Here is a 24,569-nt window from a genome sequence, read left to right on the forward strand (position 1 = left end):
AAATTCAGATAGACTCTTTCATGTAGACTTCTACATATGAACTTCTACATATGGACTTCTACATATGGACTTCTACATATGGACTTCTATCAAATAGATCTCTATAAAATAGATTTTTATAAAATTATTTATAGAAGGTCAGATACATCAATTACTTCTCTAAAAAGTTCTCTTTTAACATCTCAAAGAAGGTATGCCCTTCTCCCCCTAAGATCGCTTTTGCACCGTAAAGTGCCATATTCTCATAGTTGGTAAATTCCGCATGGGGCGGCCAGATCAACTCTAAACGCTCCACATGAACATCGAGTAATGCCGGTCCGTCATAAGCTAAAAACTCTTTTAATGTTGCCTCTAATTCATGAGATCCTTTTACTAAGAAACCTTTAATACCAATCGCTTCCGCAACTTTTGAAAAGTCTGGATTTTGAAGATCGGTATAGCTATTGACGATTCCCTCCGCCTTCATCTCTAACTCCACAAAGTCGAGGGTGCCGTTATTGAGGACGATCACTTTTAATGGAATTTTCTCTTGAACTAATGTTAAAAGATCTCCCATTAACATCGCGAGTCCTCCATCTCCAGAGACAGAGATCACTTGTCGATCGGGATATGCTTTCTGAATTCCGATCGCTTGTGGCATCGCATTAGCCATTGTTCCATGCTTCATTGAAAGAAGTGTACGACGTTTTCCATTGGTATGAAAATGGCGATTAACCCAAGCCATTGCTGAACCAGTATCCCCGGTGACAATCGCATCATCATCGGCATGTTCGCTCAACAATTCTATTAAGTATTGAGGATGGATCAATCCTTCATGATCAGCCACCGCTTTCTTATCTAATTTCGCCATACATTTTGTATGCATCTGACGATAATGATCTAAAAATGAGGAGTCATCTTTACGTTCTAATGTGGGTAATAATGCCTTTAATGTCTCTTTAACATCGCCAATAACCCCTAATTTGATCGCGTGACGCAATCCTAAACGGCTAGGGTTTAGATCGATCTGAATAATATCGGCATTCTTAGGATAAAACTGAGACCATGCAAAATCTGCACCTAAAACTAAAAGGGTATCGCAATTTTTAATCATCTCATACCCTGATTGAACCCCTAACATACCGGTCATTCCCACATTGTAAGGGTTATTTCCCTCTACAAAATCTTTTGCTCTTGAGGTATGTGCCATCGGGGCTTGTAATGTTTCACAAAGCGCGAGAATCTCATCAAAAGCACCGGCACAACCGACGCCGGCAAAAACACCGATCTTCTTACCGCTATTGAGAAGTTCTGCAATCGCTTTAATCTCGCCATCAGTTGGACGAATAACCGGCGCAACCGGTGCTTGCGGTTGTAAAATAGGGGTATCTTCCACCTCTTGTGCACTAATATCGGAAGGAAGAATCACCACGGAGACCCCTCTCTTCGCAATCGCCTCTTGGCAAGCGGTCATAATCACCCGTTTTGCTTCATGAGGATTTTTAACCTCTTCACAAAAGACGGAGCAACCTTTATAGATTGGCATATAATCTACTTCTTGAGGGAAGTCAGTGCCTAATACATTGGTCGGTAATTGACTTGCAATCAAAACAACTGGAGCACCATTTCGATGACTCTCATAAAGACCATTGATAAAGTGAAGGCTTCCAGGACCACAGGAGCCGGCACAAGCAGTTAAGTTTCCTGTCATATAAGCTTCAGCGCCGGCGGCAAAGCCTCCAGCCTCTTCATGACGCATATGAACCCACTCAATATCGGTGTGATAACGCATCGCATCGGTCACATCATTTAACGTATCGCCCACGACACCATAACAACGTTTAACACCCGCTTGCTCAAGCGCTTCTACAACAATTCTTGCAACTTTCTTCTTAGACATAATGACTCCATATAGATCATATTCATATCGAAAATAGGAAATGTGCTACCTGTTCATTGTAATGTTTTTACATAAAGCTATAAAGATTTAATTTTATAGAGTTTATAGAATTTATAGAAGATTAATCACTATTTTTTTCATAGATTTATTAAAAATTGTTTAAATATTCAATAATTGAAGAAAATATTGGCCTGGAGAGCAATAATCAACATTACGATACCAAGATCTCAAAATAACATTACTAGCAAATAATATTCGCACAAATAATATTTATAAAATAATATCCATAAAAACAATATTTATAGAAATAATGCTTATAAAAACATTAAAAAATAAACGATAAAAAAGCAGATAACTTTCTGCTATCTGCTTTTCACAATGATCTATCGTATCGATAATGGACGGTATCGATAATGAATAAACTATTTTAACAGGCTACTCTTTAACTTCACCCTTTTTCGCGCCTTTTTCATCGGTTCTTGCGGCCCAATAGGTTGCTAAAATAGGCCCTGAAATATTATGCCATAAACTAAAGATAGCACTCGGAACCGCTATTACAGGATCGATCGCAAAATGGGTCTTCGCTAATGCTGCACCTAAACCTGAGTTTTGCATACCCACTTCTACGGAAACGGCTTTGCTATCGGCATAATTGAGCTTAAAGAGTTTTGCCACCCAAAAACCGAAGAGGAAGCCCAATCCATTATGGAGTACCACAACACCAAAAATGAGTAACCCTGACTCAATAATGGACTGTTTACTACCACTCACCACAACGGCAACAATCAGAACAATTGCCGCAACAGAGACAAGTGGTAATACCTCTGTTGCCTGCTCTATTCGCTTTTTAAAGAGCATTCGTAATAGAACGCCGATAGCGATAGGCAGTAGTACCATCTTCAAGACTGACATAAACATGGCCCCCATAGAGATATCGATCCATTGACTCGCTAATAGATAGAAGACTAGAGGGGTTAAAAGTGGCGCTAATAATGTTGAAACGGAGGTACAAGCAACCGAGAGGGCAATATTACCTTTTGCTAAAAAAGTAATGACATTAGAAGCGGTTCCTCCTGGACAAGAACCCACAAGAATAATCCCTACCGCAATCGGTGCCGGCAACATAAAGGCCATCGATAAACCATAAGCAAGAAGTGGCATAATAACAAATTGCGCGACAACGCCTAAAATAACCGCTTTAGGATGTCGTAAAATCTCGCCAAAGTCGGAGAGAGTCAGAGTCATCCCCATCCCTAACATCACAATGCCTAACAACCAAGGAACATAAGGTCCAATAAATTTAAAAGTATCGGGGGTAAAAAAGGCTAATCCTGCAAAGAGCAGTACCCAAAAAGCGAATGTCTTCCCCACAAATTGGCTCAAACGAGCTAACGCTTGCATCTAAAATTACTCCTATCTCGATTTAAATTATTCCAAACGCAAATATCTTCTTAAAAGAGATTTAATCGATTATGAGGACGCTTTTCTCTCCTCTATAATGATGATGAATCTCTAAAACCTCCCCTCTTTGTAAGAGAGAGATCTCTATCAATTTAAGTAAATTCAGTGATCTTGGGTAAAAATCACTTAAACTTTAAATATTTGCGAAAATATCGGTGAGAATTCTCACTGCTGCTTAAAGGCAATCTCTAAAGGTAGCATGCTTTTTAAATCGATTGAGTATTTGCTTCTAAAATTGCCATCACAACACTACTAGCCTTATTTTCTGTCTCTTCAATTTCACTCTCGGGATCAGATTCTGCGACAATTCCAGCCCCTGCCTGTACATAGGCGATTCCCTCTCTAACATAAGCTGAGCGAATTGTAATTGCACTATCGAAGCGATCTCCCTGCATCAATCCTTCTACATAGCCAATAGCACCACCATAACTTCCACGCGCTTCCGTCTCAAATTGATATATTTGACGCATCGCCTCAATCTTAGGCGCTCCGGTTAATGTCCCCATATTCATCACCGCAAGATAAGCATCGATAGGTGTTAAGCCCTCTTTAAGTCTTCCGGCAACTCGAGAGACAAGATGCATCACATAACGATAACGATCCACTTTCAAAAGATCTTTAACATAGATAGATCCCTCTTCTGATACCTTGCCAAGATCCTCTTTCGCAAGATCAACTAGCATCAGATGTTCTGCTAACTCCTTAGGATCACTCTTTAGAAGCTCCTCCATCTGCAAATCAAGCTCCGGATCGATCTCTCCAGAAACTAATCCCCGACGCTTTGTGCCGGCAATAGGATAGAGCTCTAATTCCCGAGTATAAGGGGAGTATTTCAGAGCCGATTCAGGGGATGCACCAAAGAGGGTAAAATCGCGATCGTGAAGATAGAAGAGGTAAGGGCTAGGATAGGCGCGTTTTAATTGACGATAACTCTTAAAAGGGGAGTGGCAGCGGAGAGAGAAACGACGTGATGGAACTACTTGTAATAACTCTCCCGAAGTAGTTTTAGCAATAAAGTGTTCAACAATTTTTTTAAAGGTGCCACGATCAGGCGTAACAACTCCATTTTGGGCACTAACAATCGGTTCTTGTATCTTTAAATGATAAGACGGTTCATCTCGATCAGAAGCAACCTGTGGATAACTTTGTGAATAAGTTTCAGGATAACGTCCATTTATCTCCTCTTCTAACCTCTTTCCTGATCCATTTTCTTCGATCTTTTCAGTAATTCCCAGCTCTCCTGTGGATAACTCTGGGGATATTGTGGGGAAATCAGCTCTTTCTCCTGCCAGTTTTTCAATCAGATCACTATAATGAGCGGCCTTTTGATTAAAAGAGCGATAGATCTCTAAACGATCTCGCTTATCGCACTCTAAATAGAGATGTTCATAGATCACCTGATCCTCTTTGTGATCGATCTGAATGAGCTCTTCTGCTAAAAAGAGACAGAGATCGAGATCTCGCCCCTTCTCCGGCACGGGAATCTGGTAATACTCTCCAACAAGATCATATCCAAATAATCCACCAATGAAAGGCGCAAATTGCGGATTTTTCAGAGCTAATAGTGGATCTAATATCGTTAATACTCCACGCGAATATTGGGGATAAGGAAAAGAAAATCTTATAACGCAAGCGCTCCCTTCTCCCACATCTTCTTCCACAATAGCAGTGGAAAATAGAGTTTTTAGATCTTTAATTAAATGCTTACCTAAAGGGGTTAATGCTTCAACTGTCACCTGCTCTTTCAAGGCGGTGATCCGCAATGCCGCTTTCGTAATCATCATACTCTTTAAAGCACTCTGATTATCAGTACGCGCCGATTCAAAGAGCATCCCTAATGAGGATGGCCCCTTTTTCATCACTCCTTCAAAGAGATCAAAAGGTTCAAAGTGGGAGGGAATCTCTCGACTTAAAGTAAAAATTTCTGCTACAACAGGTGCTTCCATACGGTCTCCTACAATTTAACGATCGCTCTATCGGCATGCTAAAGGCGTCTAAATTAAAAATACTCTCTTCTTTTTAAGCGTTACTCTGAGGCCTTATTTTCGGATGAGCGCAATATGGAGCATAAAAAAAGACCCGCATATTGCGGGCCTCTTCTCTCAACACTCTTTTTTAACGTCATAAAAAAGTGCTTACCCGCTACGATGCGCGTAACCACCAACGACGGAAAAAACGAATTGTGTGTGTCGAGTGAATCATCTGTTATTAAATCCCTATCTCTATTTTAAGGTGACTTCTCTATCTAGAGGTCAATCAAGTACCCATCTAATATCAGGTTTATATTAAATTCATAGTGATCTCATCGTTTGATCTCATATTTAAATCTCTACTATCGAATCTCTACTATCGAGAATCCAAATTTAATAATCGATTTAACAACCGAGAATTAAGAAACTACAATTTACAATTAAGAGAATTAAAAAAGACCCTGATTTAATCGAGATACTTAGGATATAATTTGCATGTTTTTTGGAGGAAGTCAACAAATTTTATCTCGATCAATCAGGGCCAAGAGCAGAAACTTTGATTCAAAAGTTAAAAATAAAATTTAAAAGAACAATAAACAACTGCTAGAAAGGAGTATCCTTAGAGATACAATAAAGGCAAAATATTTAATCGGTAATACTCAGCTCAATCGATAGATGATCAATATCGCTATTATGGGGCTCTACTATTCTTTGAGTGCGGCTTTAATCTCTTGTGCTTCCTTCACAATCGAGATCAATCCATTGCCAGAGAGATACCAGAGCGTTGGATCTAAATAGACCATCTTCACCTCTTTATCGAGCGCTTCATTGAGGGGAATTATGAGGGATTTCTCCACCTGTTCTTGATCCATCGGTGTGCTACCAATTGCGGCACTGCGATCAATCACAAAGATCAAATCTGGCGCAACTGATGTCAGATAGGGTAAGTCTGCGGCTTGACGCCCCTCTTTAGGCATCTTTTCTGCATTTTTTACCCCCAGAAAATTGTGGATAAACTTCGCACTACCACTTGTTGGTGTTGCCATCAACTTCCCATCATTGTGGATCACAACAAGCGCTTGCTGATCACTCTTTGCTATCTCTGCTTGAATCTGTGCGATCTCATCAGTTACCGCCTTAAGGGCTCTATCCGCAGCTTGCTCTCTATCCGCTAACTTTGCTAATTGAGTGATATTCTCAGAGACCGACTCAAGATAATGATCAGAATCTACTGTAAAATTGAGGACCGGCGCATACTCACTTAAGGTCTCGACCTGATTCCCTAAACGGGGCGAAATCACAATCAGATCGATCGGCATCTCTTTAAATTTAGCTAAATCAGGACTCTTCATCCCACCACTATCTTCTGCATGACTCCAATCTAATGATTGAAGATAGGTCGGTAAATTCCCTTTAGGGAGTGCAACAATCAGATCTGTGGCATCTAGTGCTTGTAACGTATCAACCGCACCAAAATCCATCACAACTGCTTTTGGGCTAGCCATCGCAACAGCTAATGAGAGGGAGAGAGATAAGAGGCTCTTTTTTAAAAAAAGTTTCATAATTGATTCCTAAATCGCAAAACCTAAATCGTAAAATAGATTGCGTAAAGCAACTGGGGATAAAATATAAAAAGAGATCTCAACTGGTTCTAGATCTCTTTTGAGAATAGTATCTATTGAGAATGATTCTTATTATTAATGCTTTTATTCGCTTTGTCTATAGCAATCATCAAATATTTTACTAAGCACCTCACAATAAATGCTCATCTTATTGATTTACAATGAATTAACTTGCTTTTTTCACAGAAATTAAGTGAGACGTAAGTGGCTATCTAATCATCGGTCCCCTCCTATTCAACGATTTTAAGTGCTATTTAAGCTAAAAAAACTGAAAAATTCTCTAAATTTACCGATAAAAAGCGGTCACTTCAGAAGCTCCGGAGAGATTCCTAGCTGAGATCTCTCAAGATCATTCTATTTATAAAGAGATGTTATCCACACTTTTACCCACAGCTATCCACAAAGTTATCCACAGGAGTTATTGAGAAAAATAGACTGAACGATTGCCGGATCTCACTATCGCGCTCTTCTAATGATCGCGCGCCGGCAAAGGATCTTTTCTGGCATCTAAAGATGCCCACCTGCGGGCATGCAGTAGTAATAAGAACTAAATAGTGAATTTCCGCAGCTCCAAAATCTTTATGAATTGAAATAATGAAATAATAAAATAAGAGGGCTGAACGATTGCCGGATCTCACTATCCTGTTCTTCTAATGATCGCACGCCGGCAAGGGATCTTTTCTGGCATCTAAAGATGCCCACCTGCGGGCAGGAAGTAGTAATAAGAACTAAATAGTGGGCTCCCGCAGCTCCGAGAATGATCTTAGAGCTCCTCTGCTTCTCCTCTGAAAAGAGGGAGATCAATAGTAGAAGGGGAATCTAACAGCTGAAAATAAGTTATATATAAAACAGTGAGATAGAAATTTTAAAAAGCTCTTTCTTTTCAAGTGCTACTTCTAGTGTTAGAATATTGCCAATTTTATGTAGACGAAAATGTCAAAACATCTATAGAGATAGTAAGCAATAAGGAGAGTAGATTATGCAAATGAATAGCATCACCATCTATCGTTCTCCTTATCTGTTTTAAATAGCCGACAATAGTCGGTTTTTTTTTGGAAAAAAGAAAGAAGATAAATCGATAATGACAAAACCTATAATTGCACTAGATTTTCCAAATTACCTTGAGACAAAGGCTTTTTTGGAGATGATGCCAAAAGAAGAAGAGCTCTATATAAAGATCGGAATGGAACTCTTCTACAATGAAGGGCCGATGTTAGTAGAAACACTCAAAGCGCGTGGCTATGAGGTCTTTTTAGATCTAAAACTGTACGATATCCCCAACACCGTTAAGAGCGCAATGATCGGCCTTGCAAAGATGGGCGTTGATATGGTCAATGTGCACGCTGCCGGTGGTAAACGCATGATGGAAGAAGCACTTGAAGGGTTAGAGATTGGAAGTGGTAATGCAAAGCGCCCACGCCTTATCGCCGTTACTCAATTAACGAGTATGAGTGAAATTGAGATGCAGCGAGAGCAAAATATTCAAACAAGCCTACTCGAATCGGTCATCCATTATAGTAAGATTACAAATAACTCAGGTCTCGATGGCGTTGTCTGTTCGGCATTAGAGGCGAAGATGGTTAAAGAGAATACCCGTGAAAGCTTCCTCTGTGTTACGCCAGGAATTCGTCTCGCATCAGATGCTGCTGATGATCAACGCAGAATTATGACCCCATTTGAAGCGAAGAAAAATGGTGCAAGTTATATCGTTGTCGGTCGCTCAATCACGCAAGCTAAAGATCCTCTTAAAGCTTATTACACTGTTAAAGAAGAATGGAATAGAACGCTATGATGAAAACAAATGTTGCACATGATGTCGCTGAAGCACTTCTCTCAATTGATGCTGTTTCACTCTCTCCACAAAAGCCATTTACCTGGGCTTCAGGTTTAAAATCGCCGATCTACTGTGATAATCGTTTAATTGTTAGTTATCCCGCCGTTCGTAAATTTATCTCAAAAAATCTTATTGAATTGATTCGAGAGAAATTCCCAGAAGCGGAAGTTGTCGCCGGCACCGCAACAGCTGGTATCCCTCATGCTTCATGGGTCAGCGCTGTCTTAGAAAAACCGATGGTCTATGTTCGTAGCTCCCCCAAAAAACATGGTCGCGGTAATATGATTGAGGGAATTATCAAACCAGGGCAGAAAGTGGTGATTGTTGAAGATCTCATCTCTACCGGTGGAAGCTCTATTACTTGTGCTCACGCACTTAGAGAAGCTGGCGCGGATGTATTAGGGGTTGCGGCAATCTTCTCGTACGAGTTACCTATTGCAGATGAAAACTTTAAACGTGAAAACCTGCGCCATGCAACGCTCAGTAACTACCCGGCATTAGTCGAAACAGCCCTTGCTAAAAATATTATTAATGAAGAGGAACGCCTTGCTCTAACTGAATGGAATAAAGATCCTAGCAGTTGGGGTAAATAGTCATCTTTATGGAGTAACTTTATGACGTTTCACTCTCTTGAATGGGCCGTTGAGCTCTTAGTCGATATCCTCAATGGATTCTCTATTCTTGTACTATTGATTGGTGTTATTAAAGCTGCTTTCGGCTTTATTAGAAATGAGTGTTCAAGGGAAGATCGATTTGCGATTGCCCAGAAAAATAATGGGATTAAGGTCTATCTCGGATCCTATATCCTCCTAAGCCTCGAAATTCTAATCGCCTCCGATATTATTGAGACAATTATGAATCCTTCGATCGATGATATGTTAATCCTCGGCGGCATTGTGGTCATTCGAACAGCAATCTCCTACTTCTTAGGCAAAGAGATCGAAGCAGGTAATGCGGAAAGAGAGGAAGCTGCACATCAGAAAAAAGAGGAGAGAGCAGAGAGAGAATCATAAAATATCCCAACTCAAGCTCTATCAATTGATCGATTGATCGATTAATCTACTTAACGATCATGACAATACCTTAAGGTTAAAGATCTTAAGGTATTTTTTTGCAAAAAAAGAGATAAGATCAATCGATGAGTCAATCATTAAAAAGTCATAAAAAAAAAGCTCGGCAAGCCGAGCAAAGATCTTCATATTGAAGGAGAAATGATCACAGAGTGATCTATTTTCAAGAAGTAATCTACTATTAAGATTTCCCTCTAGAGATCTCTCTTTAGGGAGTTTTAAAGTAGATCACACCTGAAACTTGTAAGAAGGAGAGATTCATTCTCTCCCTCCTTATTTTTAATAACTTCTAATAATCTCTAATAACTATCAACGAGCATCAATGACAATCAATGACAATCAATGATAGTTACTCTTCATAACTGAAAATAGAGCGAGGTGAGATGATATTTAGATCACATAGAGATCAACATATTCATTAACCGGCATCTCCCAGAGTGCATCACGATCTAAGGAGATCTCTAAAATTGCTTTTTGCTGTTTTGCAGGGAATCTACGCGCTAAGTTACGCTTAAACTTCTCAACAAGAACCGGCATTCCCTCTTCACGACGACGCGCATGGCCGATCGGATACTCCACAACAACTTCATCAAGTTTTGTGCCATCTTTTAGCGTGATCGTTAAACCATTTGCAATCGAGCGCTTCTCTGGATCGAAGTAATCTTTTGTAAATTGAGGATCTTCCTGACAGATGATTCGATCTCTCAACGCGTCAATACGTGGATCTTTAGCAATATCATCCTCATAGTCACTTGCTGTCAAACGACCAAAGATTAAGGGGACAGCGACCATATATTGAATACAGTGATCTCGATCTGCCGGATTATTAAGTGGCCCTTTCTTATCAATAATCCTAATACATGCTTCATGCGTTCTAATATCGATACGCTCAATATCATCTGAGCTCTTGCCTAATTCATCGAGACGTTTTTTAAGCGTCATTGCCGCTTCAACAGCCGTTTGGGAGTGAAATTCAGCAGGGTAAGAGATCTTAAAGAGAACATTCTCCATCACATAAGTGCCATAATCACGCTGAAATTGGAAAGGCTTCCCTTCAAATAAGACATCATAAAAGCCCCATACTTTTGCCGTTAATGCAGTGGGATAACCCATCTCCCCTTTCTGCGCCATTAAATTGAGACGCACAGCTCTCGAAGTTGCATCTCCAGCCGCCCATGATTTACGTGAGCCAGTATTAGGCGCATGGCGATAGGTTCGCAGTGATTGACCATCAACAAATGCCAGTGACAGAGCATTAAGAGCTTCCTCTTCACTTAAGCCTAACAACTCTGAAATAACGGCTGTAGAGGCCACTTTTACTAAGATAACATGGTCTAATCCTACCCGATTGAAAGCATTTTCAAGTGCAATACAGCCCTGAATCTCATGCGCTTTAATCATCGCTGTTAAAACTGCTTTCATTGTTAATGGCTTCTTTCCTGAAGCCACAGCAACACGAGAGAGCCAATCAGCAACGGCTAATATTCCGCCAAGATTATCGGAAGGATGCCCCCACTCAGCAGCGAGCCAAGTATCATTAAAATCTAACCAACGAACCATTGCCCCAATATCGAAAGCCGCTTGAACAGGGTCTAACTGAAACTGCGTTCCGGGAACTTTTGCACCATGAGGAACGACCGTTCCGGGCACAATAGGTCCTAAAAGTTTAGTACATTCAGGATAATCGAGTGCTTCAAGCCCACAGCCTAAAGTATCGATTAGACAATATTGCGCAATTTGATAAGCCAAATCTGACTTGATCTCATAGTTACGAACGTAATCGACAATATCGACTAAGACCTGATCAAATTTAACTTCTCTCTCTTTAGACATAGATATATCTCCTATTTTTAGATGATTAATAATTAAATGACTAATAATTAAATGAACTTAACGAATAGTTTATAAACAATGAATAGGTAATCGGTGGGGTATTAGCGGTAATTCAATAGATGGCTTATGGGCTACTTATCTACTTATAAGGGACTTATCAATCATTAAAATGATCCACAATATGTATGGGTCATTGTAGAGATTGATAAATGATGATCGGATTAAATCCATTACTCCGATCTAAAAGATTCGAAATAGAGATAAGGTCTTAGAGAAAGAGTATGGAGCATTGCTGTAATCATAGGTATCTCTCTACCCCCGCATGAGTACACCTATGGGTATGAATCATACAGGACATCACTCCATACTCTTTTATCAATGAACCGCCTATTTCAAATCTACTCTCTCTCTGAAATGGGGATAAATTGGAGCTCTTCAGGGCCGGTATATTGAGCCCCTGGGCGAATAATCTTATTATCTTTTCGTTGCTCTAAAATATGTGCTGCCCATCCTGCCGACCGGGAGATTACAAAAAGAGGTGTAAACATCGCAGTTGGAACCCCCATCATGTGGTAAGAGACCGCTGAGAACCAATCGAGATTGGGGAACATATTTTTATGATTTTGCATCACATCCTCGATACGATCAGCAATATCGTACATGCGCATTGTTCCCGCTTCTTGAGAGAGATCGTAGGAGATCCGTTTAATGACCTCGTGACGTGGATCGGCAACCGTATAAACAGGGTGACCAAAGCCAATAACAATCTCACGATTGGCTAAACGCTCAAGAATATCAGCTTCCGCTTCATCAGGAGAGTCATAGCGCTGCTGAATATCGAAAGCTACCTCATTTGCGCCGCCATGTTTAGGTCCTCTCAATGCCCCAATCGCACCGGTAATTGCAGAGTAGATATCGGAGTTCGTTCCGGCAATTACCCTTGCGGTAAAGGTCGATGCATTAAATTCATGTTCTGCATAGAGAATAAGCGAAGCATGCATCGCTTTAACCCACGATTTTTTAGGGCGCTTGCCATGGAGTAGATGTAGGAAGTAACCGCCGATAGAATCCTCTTTACTCTCTAGCTCAATACGGACACCATTATGGCTATAGTGATACCAATAGAGCAGCATTGAGCTCAGTGAAGCGATCAAGCGATCGGCAATATCTTTTGCACCTGCGGTATTGTGATCATCCTTTTCAGGAGAGATACAACCTAATAGGGAGACACCCGTTCGTAAAACATCCATCGGATGAACAGACATCGGTAAGGTCTCTAATGCTTTACGCATAGAGACAGGGAGTCCTCTTAATGCTTGCAGTTTCTCTTTATAGAGGCGCAACTCACTCTCATTGGGAAGCTTCCCATGAATTAAGAGATGGGCCACCTCTTCAAACTCACAATTCTCAGCAAGATCGAGAATATTGTACCCTCGATAATGGAGCTCATTACCATTTCGACCAACGGTACAGAGTTCGGTGGTTCCAGCGATAGTGCCGGAAAGAGCAACAGATTTTTTTGGGCGAAAAGTGCCGGACGCATTCTGAGTCGTCATTTTTTCCTCCTAGGAATTCTCTTTATATAGGTGATTAATTTTTACAGTGCTACAGCTCTACCGTGTAACTCACAGATCGGTAGATTTATTATTGTTTTTTACTGTTTTCTCTGTTTTTACTACTTTTTTGATGCAAAGAGCTGATCGAGCTGCTTTTCATAATCGTAGTAACGAATACTCTGGTAGAGTTCGTCACGTGTCTGCATCATAGGGAGGAGACTCTTTTGAGTTCCTTCTTTGCGAATGGTGTTATACACAGTTTCTGCCGCCTTATTCATCGCTCGGAAAGCTGAGAGCGGATAGAGCGCAATAGCAATGCCCACGCTTCTGAGCTCATCGAGTGTAAATAGGGGTGTTTGGCCAAATTCAGTAATGTTCGCAAGAACTGGAACATTAACCTTTGATGTAAAATCGCGATAAGTAGGTAATTCTGTTACCGCTTCAGGGAAGAGCGCATCAGCACCTGCTTCAATATAAGCTGCCGCTCGCTCTAAAGAGGCTTCTAACCCCTCTACTGCAAGCGCATCGGTACGCGCAATAATCATAAAATTGGGATCTGTCTTCGCATCAACGGCTGCTTTTATACGATCAACCATCTCCTCTTTAGAGACAATCTCCTTATTAGGACGATGACCACAACGTTTTGCACCCACCTGATCTTCAATATGTAATCCAGCAGCACCCGCCTTAATAAAAGACTTCACAGTACGCGCCATATTGAAGGCTGAGGTTCCAAATCCGATATCAGCATCTGCAATTAAGGGAAGATCGGTGACATTGGTAATACGATCAATATCGATCAACACATCTTGCAACGTCGTAATTCCAAGATCTGGAATACCCAATGATCCTGCCGCTACACCACCCCCTGAAAGATAGATCGATTTAAAACCTGCTCTTTCAGCTAACAAGGCGTGGTTGGCATTGATCACCCCCATTAATTGAAGGGGAGATTCCTCTTTTAATGCTTCTCGAAATCTCTCACCTGCTGTTTTCATGCTCATTACAACTCTCCTTTGGTTTCTTCTACATCATGGTTAAAATTAAGATCCTTTCTTGTAGTTAATCGCTCTCTAGAGCGATCTTAATCCTCTATTAAATCTTCCTGCAACAGGTTATCTACAGCAATATCTGTTACATCTTTATTTGTCAGAGTGAGGAGCGCTATCACCAGTGTCAATTGAGAGTCGTGAATCATGATTGATGATTAGAAAGAGTAGTTGAGAGCAGATTAAATTATATTTATATATATATTTTACATATGCTGTATATCAATTATCGCTTTCAAAGAGGCCATTCTCTACTAGAAAATAGCCCACTCTTTTTATTCCAACTCTATTGAAATATCCTTAAATAGATTCTGATTTTATTCTCAAAATAATGAGATATTGATCACTTTCGATTATTTTCGATTAACTCTGATTAATTCTGATTAATTTCTTAAGCTTCCTTCTGGTAAAGGAATCTCTTCAATCAATCACTCCTTTGCTCTTTTTTTATTTCCATATCCTTAAATACAACATAGCAAAGCGGAATAGCGTTTCCCAAATTATAAAATCACTTTTTGCGCTTTTTTTACTCTAAAAAAACAAAAAAATCTCTCAAAATAGCCATTAATAGCCTTTTTTGAGAGATCTGTTTTTTTATATATTTTTTTACAACAAAGGGAAACTTTTTACAAAAAGTTTGCAATGTGATCAATTAACAGTCAAATCGATTGATTTATTATTAAAAGATGATCTAAGAAAAAGAGCTTTCTATCTTATCTCTTTTATGCGTATCGGGTAACGCTTCATCCCTCTTCTCTTTTTCACCGAAATTCATTTTTAAATAGCGTTAAAATTGAGTTAAATAATCGGCAATAACAGGATTAGATGAAAGATTAATTCAATAATCTTTTTATTTAATCAATATTAAAAAAGTATCGAAATAGGGAGAAAAGCAACTTTCAATCAACTTTCAATCGACTTCTCATCAATTTTAGTGTTTTTTTAGTTAACCTTTAGAGCATCTTTAACAAGATGACTCAGATAACTCTTTAAAATTGAAAATTTGCTAAGCGCTGAGTGGCGACCGCTTCCCATTGAGTTCCTGCTTTTCCATAATTAGCATATGGATGGATCGAGATTCCACCTCGAGGCGTAAATTCCCCGCGTACCTCAATATAGAGCGGATCCATCAATTTAATAAGATCATCCATAATAATATTGACGCAATCTTCATGAAATGAGCCATGATTTCTAAAACTAAAGAGGTAGAGTTTTAGTGATTTGCTCTCCACCATCTCAATTGTTGGGACATAAGAGATATAGATTGTCGCGAAATCGGGTTGATTTGTCATCGGACAGAGCGTTGTAAATTCAGGACAATGAAAATTGACAAAGTACTCTCTATCGGGATGCGCATTTTTAAATGTCTCTAAAATTTGGGGCGTATATTCAGTAGGATAGATCGTTGCTTGGTTACCTAATAGGGTTAAATTTTCTAATTGCTCTTTCTTATTACTCATTATTCATTCCTAGTTTTTTCATGTGGGATGGTTGCGAACCACAGTTAATTTGAAGGGCAATAATAACATTGTGACTCTAAAAGAGAAATTATTTGAATGAATAGAGGGAAAATCAAAGACCTTTCCCTTACTGGTCAATTAAGCGCAGATCTATTGACGCCCTCTTCTCATAATTCAACTAGCCTTCTGCAAAAATGGCGGCTTTTTTATCAGTTCAAGTAAGATCTTGCTATAATATTTTCCGTTTTAATCTCCCCCTCCTACTCATTCAGAAAGGATCTTTTATGCAACAGCAGACACAGGTTCCGATTATCAAAAAAGGTGATCGGAAGACATTACTCGCCTCCACATTAGGCTATGCCATGGATGGCCTTGATATTATGATTCTCGCCTTTGCGATGATTCTTATTAAAGCAGAATTTGGATTAACAGATGCCGAAGGTGGCATGATTCAGACCATCACCTTAATAGGAACGGTCATCGGTGGTATCTTCTTTGGAATGCTAGCAGATAAGTTTGGACGCGTTCGTGTATTTAACTGGACGATTCTCCTCTTTTCGATCTTTACCGGGCTTGCGGCAATCTCAACAAGCGCTGAGATGTTTACCATCTTCCGCTTTATCGCCGGCTTAGGTTTAGGGGGAGAGTTTGGTATCGGCATGACATTGGTAGCAGAAACATGGCCGGCACATAAGCGTTCACGCGCAACTGCGGTAGTCGCGATCGGCTTCCAGGTAGGAATCGTCTTAGCGGCATTAGTAAGTCTCCTCTCACCCTATATCGGTTGGCATGGAATGTTCCTTATTGGCGCACTCCCGGCACTTTTAGTCTGGTGGACTCGTCGAAATCTTAATGAGCCAGAGATCTGGTTACAAGTAAAACGGGAAAATCGGAATAAAATATCGATCAAACCTCTCTTTAAAGATTCGCGCACAACATTGACCACTATTGGGCTCATTATTGCCACCAGTGTCCAAAACTTTGGTTTTCACGGCATTATGATCTGGATGCCGATGATGTTGGCTAAAGAGCATAACTTTACGCTCTCAGGAACCTTCTTCTGGACCATTATTACAACCATTGGAATGGTTATCGGAACACTCACTTTTGGCGCAACTTCAGATAAAATTGGGCGCCGTCCAACTTATATCTTCTTTCTTTTAGTGAGTGCGGCTTTTGTCTGGATCTATTTCCAACAATCAAATTACTACGTCTTAATGTTCTTAGGGGCAGTTTTAGGATTCTTCGTCAATGGCATGATGGGCGGTTACGGTGCGCTACTTTCTGAACATTATCCAACGGAAGCTCGCTCTTCTGCGCAAAATATTATCTTCAATTTAGGGCGAGGAATTGCGGGATTTGCACCTGTTATTATCGGAACATTAGCGATGAAGCATGATATTAGCTACGCTTTAAGCCTTATCTCCGGTGTCTACCTCCTCTCTGCGCTCTCCTTTATCTTCTTAATTCCCGAGACAAAAGGAAAAATTCTCGATTAGGACTCTCTTTACGATCGGCATCAACAAAAGATCTATCATTGAATAGATCTTTTTTTATTTTAACCAAGCCATTAATCGATCCATAAGAAGGGTGTTAGAGCCACGAGACAACTACCGCGCACACATCTTATCTCAAAAGATGATATCAAAAGGTAATATCAAAAAATGATTCTTAAGAATTATGGAGCCCTGTTGAGGTAATAATAGAGGGATCCCATCCCAATCTTGTCAACAGAGTTATCCACAAGTTATCCAAAGAGGCTGTAATCGTTAAAGGTTCTCCACTTTTAGGATGCGCTAAAGTGATACGATAAGCGTGTAATAGTAATCGCTCAACATCATAATGCTCTCTAAAGAGCCTATTATGCCGTAAGTCACCATAGGTGCTATCTCCGACAATGGGATGAGAAAAGTGATTCATATGCCGGCGCAATTGATGTTTTCTCCCCGTCTTGGGGATTAAAGAGAGAAGTGTATAACGAGATGTTGGGTATTTCCCTGTGGATAACGGTATCTCACATTGAGCTAAAGGATGGTAGAAAGTAATCGCTTCTTGATCAGCTATCTCTCCCCGATCTCGATCGGCAATCTTATCGCGGATAAAGGAGAGCGGGGAATCAATCACCCCTTCATTCTCAACATATCCTCTCACTAAGGCGAGATACTCTTTTTTTAGCGAATGTGCCATAAATTGCGCCCCTAAAGCGCGAGCACTCGCTTGATCTAAAGCAAAACAGAGTACGCCTGATGTTGGTCGATCTAAACGGTGTACAGGATAGAGATAGGCACCTACTTGATCTCGCAATCGTTGTAGAACAATCTCCGTTACTTTAGGATCGAGAGGAGAGCGATGAACAAACCAACCACTAGGCTTATCGATAGCGATCAAAGTATCATCCTGATAGAGAATCTTTAAAGGCTTTACGGGCATATCAACCGCCGATATCTCCTTTAGGGGATCATCCAGCCTCTCATTACTTCGATTTTGATGATCTAATAGCGAGGGCGCTTTTAGATTACTTATCACGACTCTATCCCCTCACCTCGATGTTGAGTAATATCACGATTAAGACCTTTTCCGCCCCGTTTTTTATCCGCACCAAAAGTCATAATTTGATAATTTTGCTCCGATGCCTCGTAGAGATAGGGCACGCCCCAAGGATCAATTAAGATCTCTTCTCGAATATAGGGGCCATTCCATGCCTGATCATCAGACGTTTCTAACAAAACCGTAAGGCCTTCTTCTGTTGTTGGGTAACGATTGAGATCATCCCGAAAAATCGCTAAAGCCCCCTCTATAGAGCGTAAATTCTGCTTCACTTTAACCCGTTTTGACTCATCATTAATCCCTAAAATATTTTGAGAAAACATAGTGATCAAAATAGCACCAATAACCGTTAAGATCATCAATTCTACTAGTGAAAAACCCTGCTTATAGACAGTTTTAAATGTATGTTTAAACATCGAAGATGACCCCACTAAAATCTCTATTTTGTAACTTTCGCAAAGAGCTCAAAATAGGTTGGGAAGGTCTTATCGACACATTGAGGATCTAAGATCGTAATAGGGGCTTTAAGTGAGAGAAGGGAGAAACACATCGCCATCCGATGATCATCATAAGTTTCAATTTCGACATCGGGAGAAATCTCTTCTTGGGGATAGATCACCAAATAATCTTCCCCCTCTTCCACCTTCACACCCACTTTACTCAATTCTGTCGCCATTGCGGCAATTCGATCGGTCTCTTTCACGCGCCAGCTTCCAATGTTGCGTAATATGGTCTTTCCCTTGGCAAAAACAGCCAAAATTGCCAATGTCATCGCCGCATCAGGGATGTGGTTACAATCGAGATCAATTCCTCTTAAAACGCCATTTTGAGGCTTAGAGACATAGATCTCATTTTCCCCCCACTCAACCTCTGCACCCATCTCTATTAAAGCATCAACAAAGCGGATATCTCCTTGAATAGAGGAGGTTCCTACCCCTTTCACTGTTAAAGGCCCTGCTAATGCCCCTAAAGCTAAAAAGTAAGAGGCACTAGAAGCATCGCTCTCCACAAAAAAAGTGCCTGGAGTGGTAAATTTAGTATCTGCAGGAATAGTGAAGGACTCAAAATCGTGATGGGAAATTTCAATACCAAATTGGCGCAAAAGCGTTAAGGTGATCTCTATGTAAGGCTTAGAGATTAAAACGCCTTCAATATCGATTGTGATCTCTTTTTGTAAGAGCGGTAGTGCGATAAGAAGAGCTGTTAAGTATTGGCTCGAAACATCCCCTTTAATGGAGACTCGATCAACCTTAAAATCCCCCTTGCCGATCTTTAGGGGCGGATATCCCTCATTTTGAAGATACTCGATCTGACATCCCAAGGTTCTTAAAGCATCCACTAGATCTTTGATCGGTCGCTCATGCATACGGGGTATTCCTGTTAATTGATACTCTCCCTGATTGAGAGCAACCGCTGCAGTCAAGGAGCGAAATGCAGTCCCGGCATTCCCCAAGAAGAGAGAGGCATTCTTATTGGGAAATCCATGAGAAGATCCCGTAACCTCAAAAATACGGGCAGTAGGATCTTTTTCAATAATCTTTATCCCCAAAGTACTTAAAGCTTCCAACATTCGCTCTGTATCATCACTCTGTAGCAGATTGATGATGGTTGTAACGCCTTCTGTGAGTGCGGCTAAAAGTAAAATTCGATTTGAAATACTTTTAGAACCAGGAATGGTGACAGAACCTGATGCCGAGTCAATTTTAGGTAAATTTAGTTTCATCATTGTAGCTAAATCCAATTACAGAAGAGGTATCAAAGTATTGATCGATCCCTATCAAAAAGTTCTATTTTTCAATTATTTGCAACGAATTGCTGCAATTTCTGCACAAATCACAAATTTATTGATAGTAATTTATTGATAGACATTGTAAGACGTGTAGACAGTTTTTAGGCTAACCCTTGTTTATGCCCTCATTTATCCACTAGATCAATGATCTTACCACATCATAACGATTCTATACTCGCTATTCTTAATTGACCCTAAAGCTTCCCAAAAAAAAGAGTTAGTTTTAGCTAACTCTTTTCAGTTTCAAAATCTTACTAACTACTCAATCTTCAAATTAAGTGCTTTAAACCTCTCTTAAAGCATTGTTTTACTCTTTCTCAGGCTCTTTCCCATAGACATCGTAATCGAAATATTTTGCTTCAACTTCTTGATAAGAACCATCTTCACGAGATGCTTGAATCGCCTTATTGAATCGATCTAAAAGTGCAGTATCCGATTTACGAAGACCAACTCCTACACCCTCTCCTAACCACTCTTCATCAAAAAAGGCAGGTCCTATAAACTCAATTTTTCCTGCATAATCTTCTTTCAGATAACCGATATCTAACGGTACAACATCAGCAAAGACTAGATCAATTCGTCCTGTTTCAAGATCCATCATCGCTTCATCTAAACTACGATAACTACGAATATCAGCAGATCGACGATATTTGTCATTCATATAGATCTCATGGATCGTTCCACTTTGAACACCAATCTTTTTACCTTTTAAACCTTCATCCGTAATATCGATGTTTTTGCCAACAGGAATGACGAATCTTGCAGGTGTTTGGTAATACTTGTTACTAAAGTTAATCGCCTTTTTACGAGTATCTGTAATTGACATTGACGCTAAGATCGCATCGATACGTTTAGTGTTTAAAGAAGGGATTAAAGCATCAAAGTCCACTTGAACAATTTCACATTTCTGTTCCATCTTTTCGCAAAATAATTTTGCTAGATCAGGTTCAAATCCTTCAATTGTCTGATTTTCAGAGATGTAACTAAAAGGAGGGTAAGAGCCTTCGATCCCTATTTTAATGACATCTTGAGCCATTACTTGCGTAGCAAATAGTAGGGAACTACCAATAATTAATTTTTTTAACATAGCAAACCTCTAATGAATGATCGATCAATACTCTTGTCTATAATTCTTATATTCATCTCTTTAAAGAATAAAAGATAATGATGAGTCGACAGAGTTATCCACAATTTACCGCCTTTGTTGAGGAATAATCAAGTTTTAGCCCCCTTTTTTTCTGTGTATATCTCTCATCATAAATAGAGGGATGAGTTCGGGGATAAATCGAGAGCTTTTTTATCACGAAGTTATCCACAGGTTTCTACCGCTTTTTTGCGGATAATTATCCTAAAGTGATATTTTTATCCCTTCTATCACTTTAAAAAGGGGGAGTAAGTGGCCAATAAGGTTTTCTCTACATCAAAAAGGAAAAAACCGCTAATAGCTGAATATTAGCGGTTTTTAGATAGCATCTTCAATTACTCTGTCTATCTTTTATCTTTCATTTAATCCTGTACTAGTTACGTTTGATCGCTTTTCCTAAGATCAATCCAACGACAAGAGCTACAATCGCCGGAACCATCCAACCCATACCACTCTCCTGGTACGGCAGATAGTTGAGGAATGATGTGATAGATGTCTTAAATCCAGAATCATCGAGATACCCCAAAATAACTGAAATCGCGCTGATAACAAGCGTGACATAGATCGGCAGTTGGAACGCAAGATTAGGCATTCCTTTTAAGAGGCGATCGATAAAGATTAAGACAATTAGAACAATTGTGATGGGGTAGATAATCAGAAGAATCGGAACGGCCCCCATGATGATTGAGCTTAAGCCTTGGCTGGCAAGAATAAAGCTAATCAAGGTGAAGATTACCGCATAGACACGATAGGAGATCTTGCTGTAGATCTCATTAAAGTAGCTACTTACTGCAACAATAAGGCCGATAGCCGTTGTTAAACAAGCAAGTGTCACGATTAGACTTAAGAGGAATCGACCTGCTTCACCATAAGTTAGACGCGCAACACCAGTTAAGATGGAGGTTCCCATATTTCCACCGGCTGCTTCCGCTTCTGTTAAAGGATAGTTATTCCCCATCCATGCGAGTGAAATATAGACTAAACCTAAACCTACTCCGGCAATAATAGCCGCAATAGAGGCTTGCTTAAAGATCGATTTCTGTTCCGTTAAGCCCGTTGCTTTGACCGCATTGAGAACAATGATTGAAAACGCCACCGCCGCTATAGTATCCATTGTTTGATAGCCTTCAGAAAATCCTACAAAGAAAGGTGCTTTCTGAAATTGCTCAGATACCTCTGTGATTGGTGTATTGAGATCAAAAAATGATTTGATAATCAAAAGCACAATCGTGATTAAAAGGAGTGGCGTTAAAATTTGTCCGACACGATCGACTAGTTTTGTTGGATTAAGTGCGAGATAGAAGGTTAAACCAAAATAGATTACTGAAAAGATAACTTTTGATGAAAAGGTCTCAATTCCACCTTCTAAGAAGGGAAGGACCGCCATTTCGTAAGAGACCATTGCTGTTCTTGGGATTGCGAAGAAAGGACCAATGGTGAGATAAATCACCACCATAAAGACCAATGCAAAGAGTGGGCTTATGCGTCTAGCCTCAGAGCGAAATCCTTCATTCGAAAATGATCCGGCAATAATGCCGACTAGTGGTAAGCCGACTCCAGTCACAATAAAACCGAGAATAGCTGGAAGAAAGTTAGTACCACTTAATTGCCCGACTGTCGGGGGAAATATTAAGTTACCCGCGCCGAAAAAAAGCGCAAATAACATAAATCCTATAAATAAAGTTCTTTTAGACATACAAATTAATCTCTAGAAAATGCAATTCAACTAGCGCTTTTGCGTGAGTTGATTAATTACAGATCATTATTCTTATAACAATTTTGATGTTTTTCAGAATAATCTCTCAGATTTTTTAGTAGTTAAAGAAATCTGAACCCAAGCTGTCCTCGAAATAATAAATTATTGGTATCCTTTTATTATTATCATCTCTTTTATAAAGATTGATGATGATGAGCAGCCATAGTTATCCACAGTTTTTGATAAAAAGCAGTGAATAACTCATCTTAAGCCTAATTTTAGCTGTTGAAAAGTGGTTGTATAAATATCTGGATCACTTTGTCGATAAAAAAATGAAAAGTTATCCACGAGTTATCCACATTTTTGTGGATAACTTTATACTAAGGGTTATCCTCAGGATATATGGATAACTATTTAAGATGTTGATTATAGTGATAAAATTTTATTGAGGAGCTGTTGAAGCGCATTATTTCGGTGGGAAATTTGATTTTTTAGAGCGGGCGGAAGAAGACCAAAGGTCGATTTTTTTTCGGGATAGAAGAAGAGAGGGTCATAGCCAAAACCTTCATTACCTTCAATATTTTCGGTAATAAAACCATGAACTTCCCCTTCCGCGATGAGTGGAACAGGATCCTCTGCATTGCGAAGAAGAACAAGAACGGCTTTGAAGTAGGCAGCACGATCAGCTCCCGACAGATGACTCATCTTCTCTAGTAATTTAAGATTATTGTCATGATCATTGCCAGAATCACTATAGCGAGCAGAGTAGATCCCAGGCTCCCCCTTGAGTGCCGGGACAACAAGACCAGAATCATCTGCTAATGTGGGAAGACCGCTCTTTTTTGCAGCATCTCGTGCTTTGATGAGCGCATTTTCAATAAAGGTTAAGCCATTCTCTTCAGGATGGGATTCAATATTGAGATCTCTTAAGGAGAGGATCTCGATATTAAGGGGTTCGAAAAGTGCTTTAAACTCCTTAATTTTTCCTTGATTATTGGAGGCGATTAAGATTTTCTGAAAATTTTTCACAAGAATATCTCCTAAATTAGATTGTGATAGGGAATTAAAAAATGGAAAGAGATTTATAATGGCAATCTGAATTGGCAAATAATGAATGACTTAAGCATGGGGCGTAACTTTGGGAATTAGCGGTGGATCTTCCACTTTTACGATATCGAAGCGATCCGCTAATGTTTCAAGACATTTTGACAATGTGCCATGCATTGCCGTTTCTAGCGTAGGTTCAATTTCTAGTAGTGGTAGCAGCACAAAGGCGCGTTCATGCATAAAGGGGTGGGGAATGGTTAAACGCTCGATATCGATTTTTTGATCATTGTAGAGCAGAAGATCAATATCGAGCGTTCTCGGCCCCCAATGTATTGTTCGCTCTCTTTGATGTTTCTTCTCAATTTCCTGCATTGCTTCAAGTAACTGAAGTGGAGAGAGGGATGTGCCTATCTTAACCACGGCATTAATAAAATTGGGCTGTTTTGGACCAATGGGAGGGGTTTCATAGAGGGAGGAGATCGCCAGTAGAGTAATTTCTGCACTATTTTGGATCTCTTTAATCGCTGTTTTAACCTGTAAAAGGGGATCATTAAGATTAGATCCTAACGAGAGATAGACGATATTCATACTGTTTTTTTAACCTGTTTTAAA

The 24,569-nt window shown here is 39.8% G+C and carries 19 protein-coding genes and 1 riboswitch; of the genes, 4 read left to right on the plus strand and 15 right to left on the minus strand.

Annotation, left to right across the window (positions count from 1 at the left end; all coding sequences use genetic code 11):
- Positions 1-151: 151 nt before the first annotated feature.
- The 4 genes from B9T19_RS09455 to B9T19_RS09470 form a co-directional block, all read right to left on the minus strand.
- On the minus strand, positions 152-1,879 hold the full coding sequence (locus B9T19_RS09455) for a thiamine pyrophosphate-dependent enzyme (protein WP_094568392.1): 1,728 nt from the start codon (positions 1,877-1,879) through the stop codon (positions 152-154).
- 435 nt (positions 1,880-2,314) lie between these two features.
- Complete coding sequence (locus tag B9T19_RS09460) at positions 2,315-3,280, minus strand: bile acid:sodium symporter family protein (protein WP_094568393.1); 966 nt, start codon at positions 3,278-3,280, stop codon at positions 2,315-2,317.
- Positions 3,281-3,546: 266 nt separating this feature from the next.
- Positions 3,547-5,286, minus strand: coding sequence for a chorismate-binding protein (locus B9T19_RS09465; RefSeq protein ID WP_233146841.1), 1,740 nt, complete (start codon positions 5,284-5,286; stop codon positions 3,547-3,549).
- 728 nt (positions 5,287-6,014) lie between these two features.
- Positions 6,015-6,872 carry an ABC transporter substrate-binding protein gene (locus B9T19_RS09470; protein ID WP_094568394.1) on the minus strand — a complete coding sequence of 286 codons (858 nt, stop codon included), beginning with the start codon at positions 6,870-6,872 and terminating at the stop codon, positions 6,015-6,017.
- Positions 6,873-8,013: 1,141 nt separating this feature from the next.
- Between B9T19_RS09470 and pyrF the strand changes: the two genes are divergently transcribed.
- From pyrF to B9T19_RS09485, 3 genes are read left to right on the plus strand one after another with little or no spacing between them, the layout of a single operon-like run.
- Positions 8,014-8,724 (plus strand): orotidine-5'-phosphate decarboxylase, encoded by a 711-nt coding sequence (gene pyrF, locus B9T19_RS09475; RefSeq protein WP_094568395.1) that lies wholly within the window; start codon positions 8,014-8,016, stop codon positions 8,722-8,724.
- On the plus strand, positions 8,724-9,359 hold the full coding sequence (pyrE, locus tag B9T19_RS09480; RefSeq protein ID WP_094568451.1) for an orotate phosphoribosyltransferase: 636 nt from the start codon (positions 8,724-8,726) through the stop codon (positions 9,357-9,359). The genes pyrF and pyrE overlap by 1 nt, the downstream gene beginning before the upstream one ends.
- Positions 9,360-9,380: 21 nt before the next feature.
- Entirely contained in the window at positions 9,381-9,779 is a 399-nt protein-coding gene (locus B9T19_RS09485) for a DUF1622 domain-containing protein (protein WP_094568396.1), read from the plus strand.
- A gap of 447 nt (positions 9,780-10,226) precedes the next feature.
- Here the strand turns inward: B9T19_RS09485 and B9T19_RS09490 are convergent, their stop codons facing one another.
- From B9T19_RS09490 to queF, 4 genes are all read right to left on the minus strand, one after another.
- The gene (locus B9T19_RS09490) at positions 10,227-11,669 is read right to left on the minus strand and encodes a bifunctional 2-methylcitrate dehydratase/aconitate hydratase (RefSeq protein ID WP_094568397.1); all 1,443 of its coding nucleotides are present in this window, start codon (positions 11,667-11,669) and stop codon (positions 10,227-10,229) included.
- A gap of 398 nt (positions 11,670-12,067) precedes the next feature.
- A complete protein-coding gene (gene prpC / locus B9T19_RS09495) occupies positions 12,068-13,225 on the minus strand; it encodes a 2-methylcitrate synthase (protein ID WP_094568398.1) in 1,158 nt (385 codons plus the stop codon).
- Positions 13,226-13,344: 119 nt separating this feature from the next.
- Positions 13,345-14,229 carry a methylisocitrate lyase gene (prpB, locus tag B9T19_RS09500; RefSeq protein ID WP_094568399.1) on the minus strand — a complete coding sequence of 295 codons (885 nt, stop codon included), beginning with the start codon at positions 14,227-14,229 and terminating at the stop codon, positions 13,345-13,347.
- Between the two features lie 1,034 nt (positions 14,230-15,263).
- Entirely contained in the window at positions 15,264-15,734 is a 471-nt protein-coding gene (gene queF / locus B9T19_RS09505; protein WP_094568400.1) for a preQ(1) synthase, read from the minus strand.
- 3 nt (positions 15,735-15,737) lie between these two features.
- A riboswitch (PreQ1 riboswitch) is annotated at positions 15,738-15,782 on the minus strand.
- A gap of 236 nt (positions 15,783-16,018) precedes the next feature.
- On the opposite strand from queF, the gene B9T19_RS09510 reads away from it, so the two are divergent.
- Positions 16,019-17,233 carry an MFS transporter gene (locus B9T19_RS09510; protein ID WP_094568401.1) on the plus strand — a complete coding sequence of 405 codons (1,215 nt, stop codon included), beginning with the start codon at positions 16,019-16,021 and terminating at the stop codon, positions 17,231-17,233.
- A 172-nt stretch (positions 17,234-17,405) separates the two neighbouring features.
- Here B9T19_RS09510 and truC read toward each other — a convergent pair whose 3' ends face one another.
- The 7 genes from truC to folK all read right to left on the minus strand — a co-directional run bounded on the left by truC (position 17,406) and on the right by folK (position 24,545).
- On the minus strand, positions 17,406-18,164 hold the full coding sequence (truC, locus tag B9T19_RS09515) for a tRNA pseudouridine(65) synthase TruC (protein WP_094568452.1): 759 nt from the start codon (positions 18,162-18,164) through the stop codon (positions 17,406-17,408).
- Positions 18,165-18,256: 92 nt separating this feature from the next.
- Complete coding sequence (gene gspG / locus B9T19_RS09520) at positions 18,257-18,697, minus strand: type II secretion system major pseudopilin GspG (protein WP_094568402.1); 441 nt, start codon at positions 18,695-18,697, stop codon at positions 18,257-18,259.
- 23 nt (positions 18,698-18,720) lie between these two features.
- Entirely contained in the window at positions 18,721-20,007 is a 1,287-nt protein-coding gene (gene aroA / locus B9T19_RS09525) for a 3-phosphoshikimate 1-carboxyvinyltransferase (RefSeq protein WP_094568403.1), read from the minus strand.
- 370 nt (positions 20,008-20,377) lie between these two features.
- A complete protein-coding gene (locus tag B9T19_RS09530) occupies positions 20,378-21,157 on the minus strand; it encodes a transporter substrate-binding domain-containing protein (protein WP_094568404.1) in 780 nt (259 codons plus the stop codon).
- A 430-nt stretch (positions 21,158-21,587) separates the two neighbouring features.
- Complete coding sequence (brnQ, locus tag B9T19_RS09535; protein ID WP_094568405.1) at positions 21,588-22,910, minus strand: branched-chain amino acid transport system II carrier protein; 1,323 nt, start codon at positions 22,908-22,910, stop codon at positions 21,588-21,590.
- Positions 22,911-23,336: 426 nt separating this feature from the next.
- Positions 23,337-23,939: an RdgB/HAM1 family non-canonical purine NTP pyrophosphatase gene (rdgB, locus tag B9T19_RS09540; RefSeq protein ID WP_094568406.1), complete on the minus strand. Its 603-nt coding sequence runs from the start codon at positions 23,937-23,939 to the stop codon at positions 23,337-23,339.
- Positions 23,940-24,029: 90 nt separating this feature from the next.
- Positions 24,030-24,545, minus strand: coding sequence for a 2-amino-4-hydroxy-6-hydroxymethyldihydropteridine diphosphokinase (folK, locus tag B9T19_RS09545; RefSeq protein WP_094568407.1), 516 nt, complete (start codon positions 24,543-24,545; stop codon positions 24,030-24,032).
- Positions 24,546-24,569: the final 24 nt, after the last annotated feature.

It is taken from the genome of Ignatzschineria sp. F8392, assembly GCF_002252045.1.
Taxonomy (GTDB): Bacteria; Pseudomonadota; Gammaproteobacteria; order Cardiobacteriales; family Wohlfahrtiimonadaceae; genus Ignatzschineria.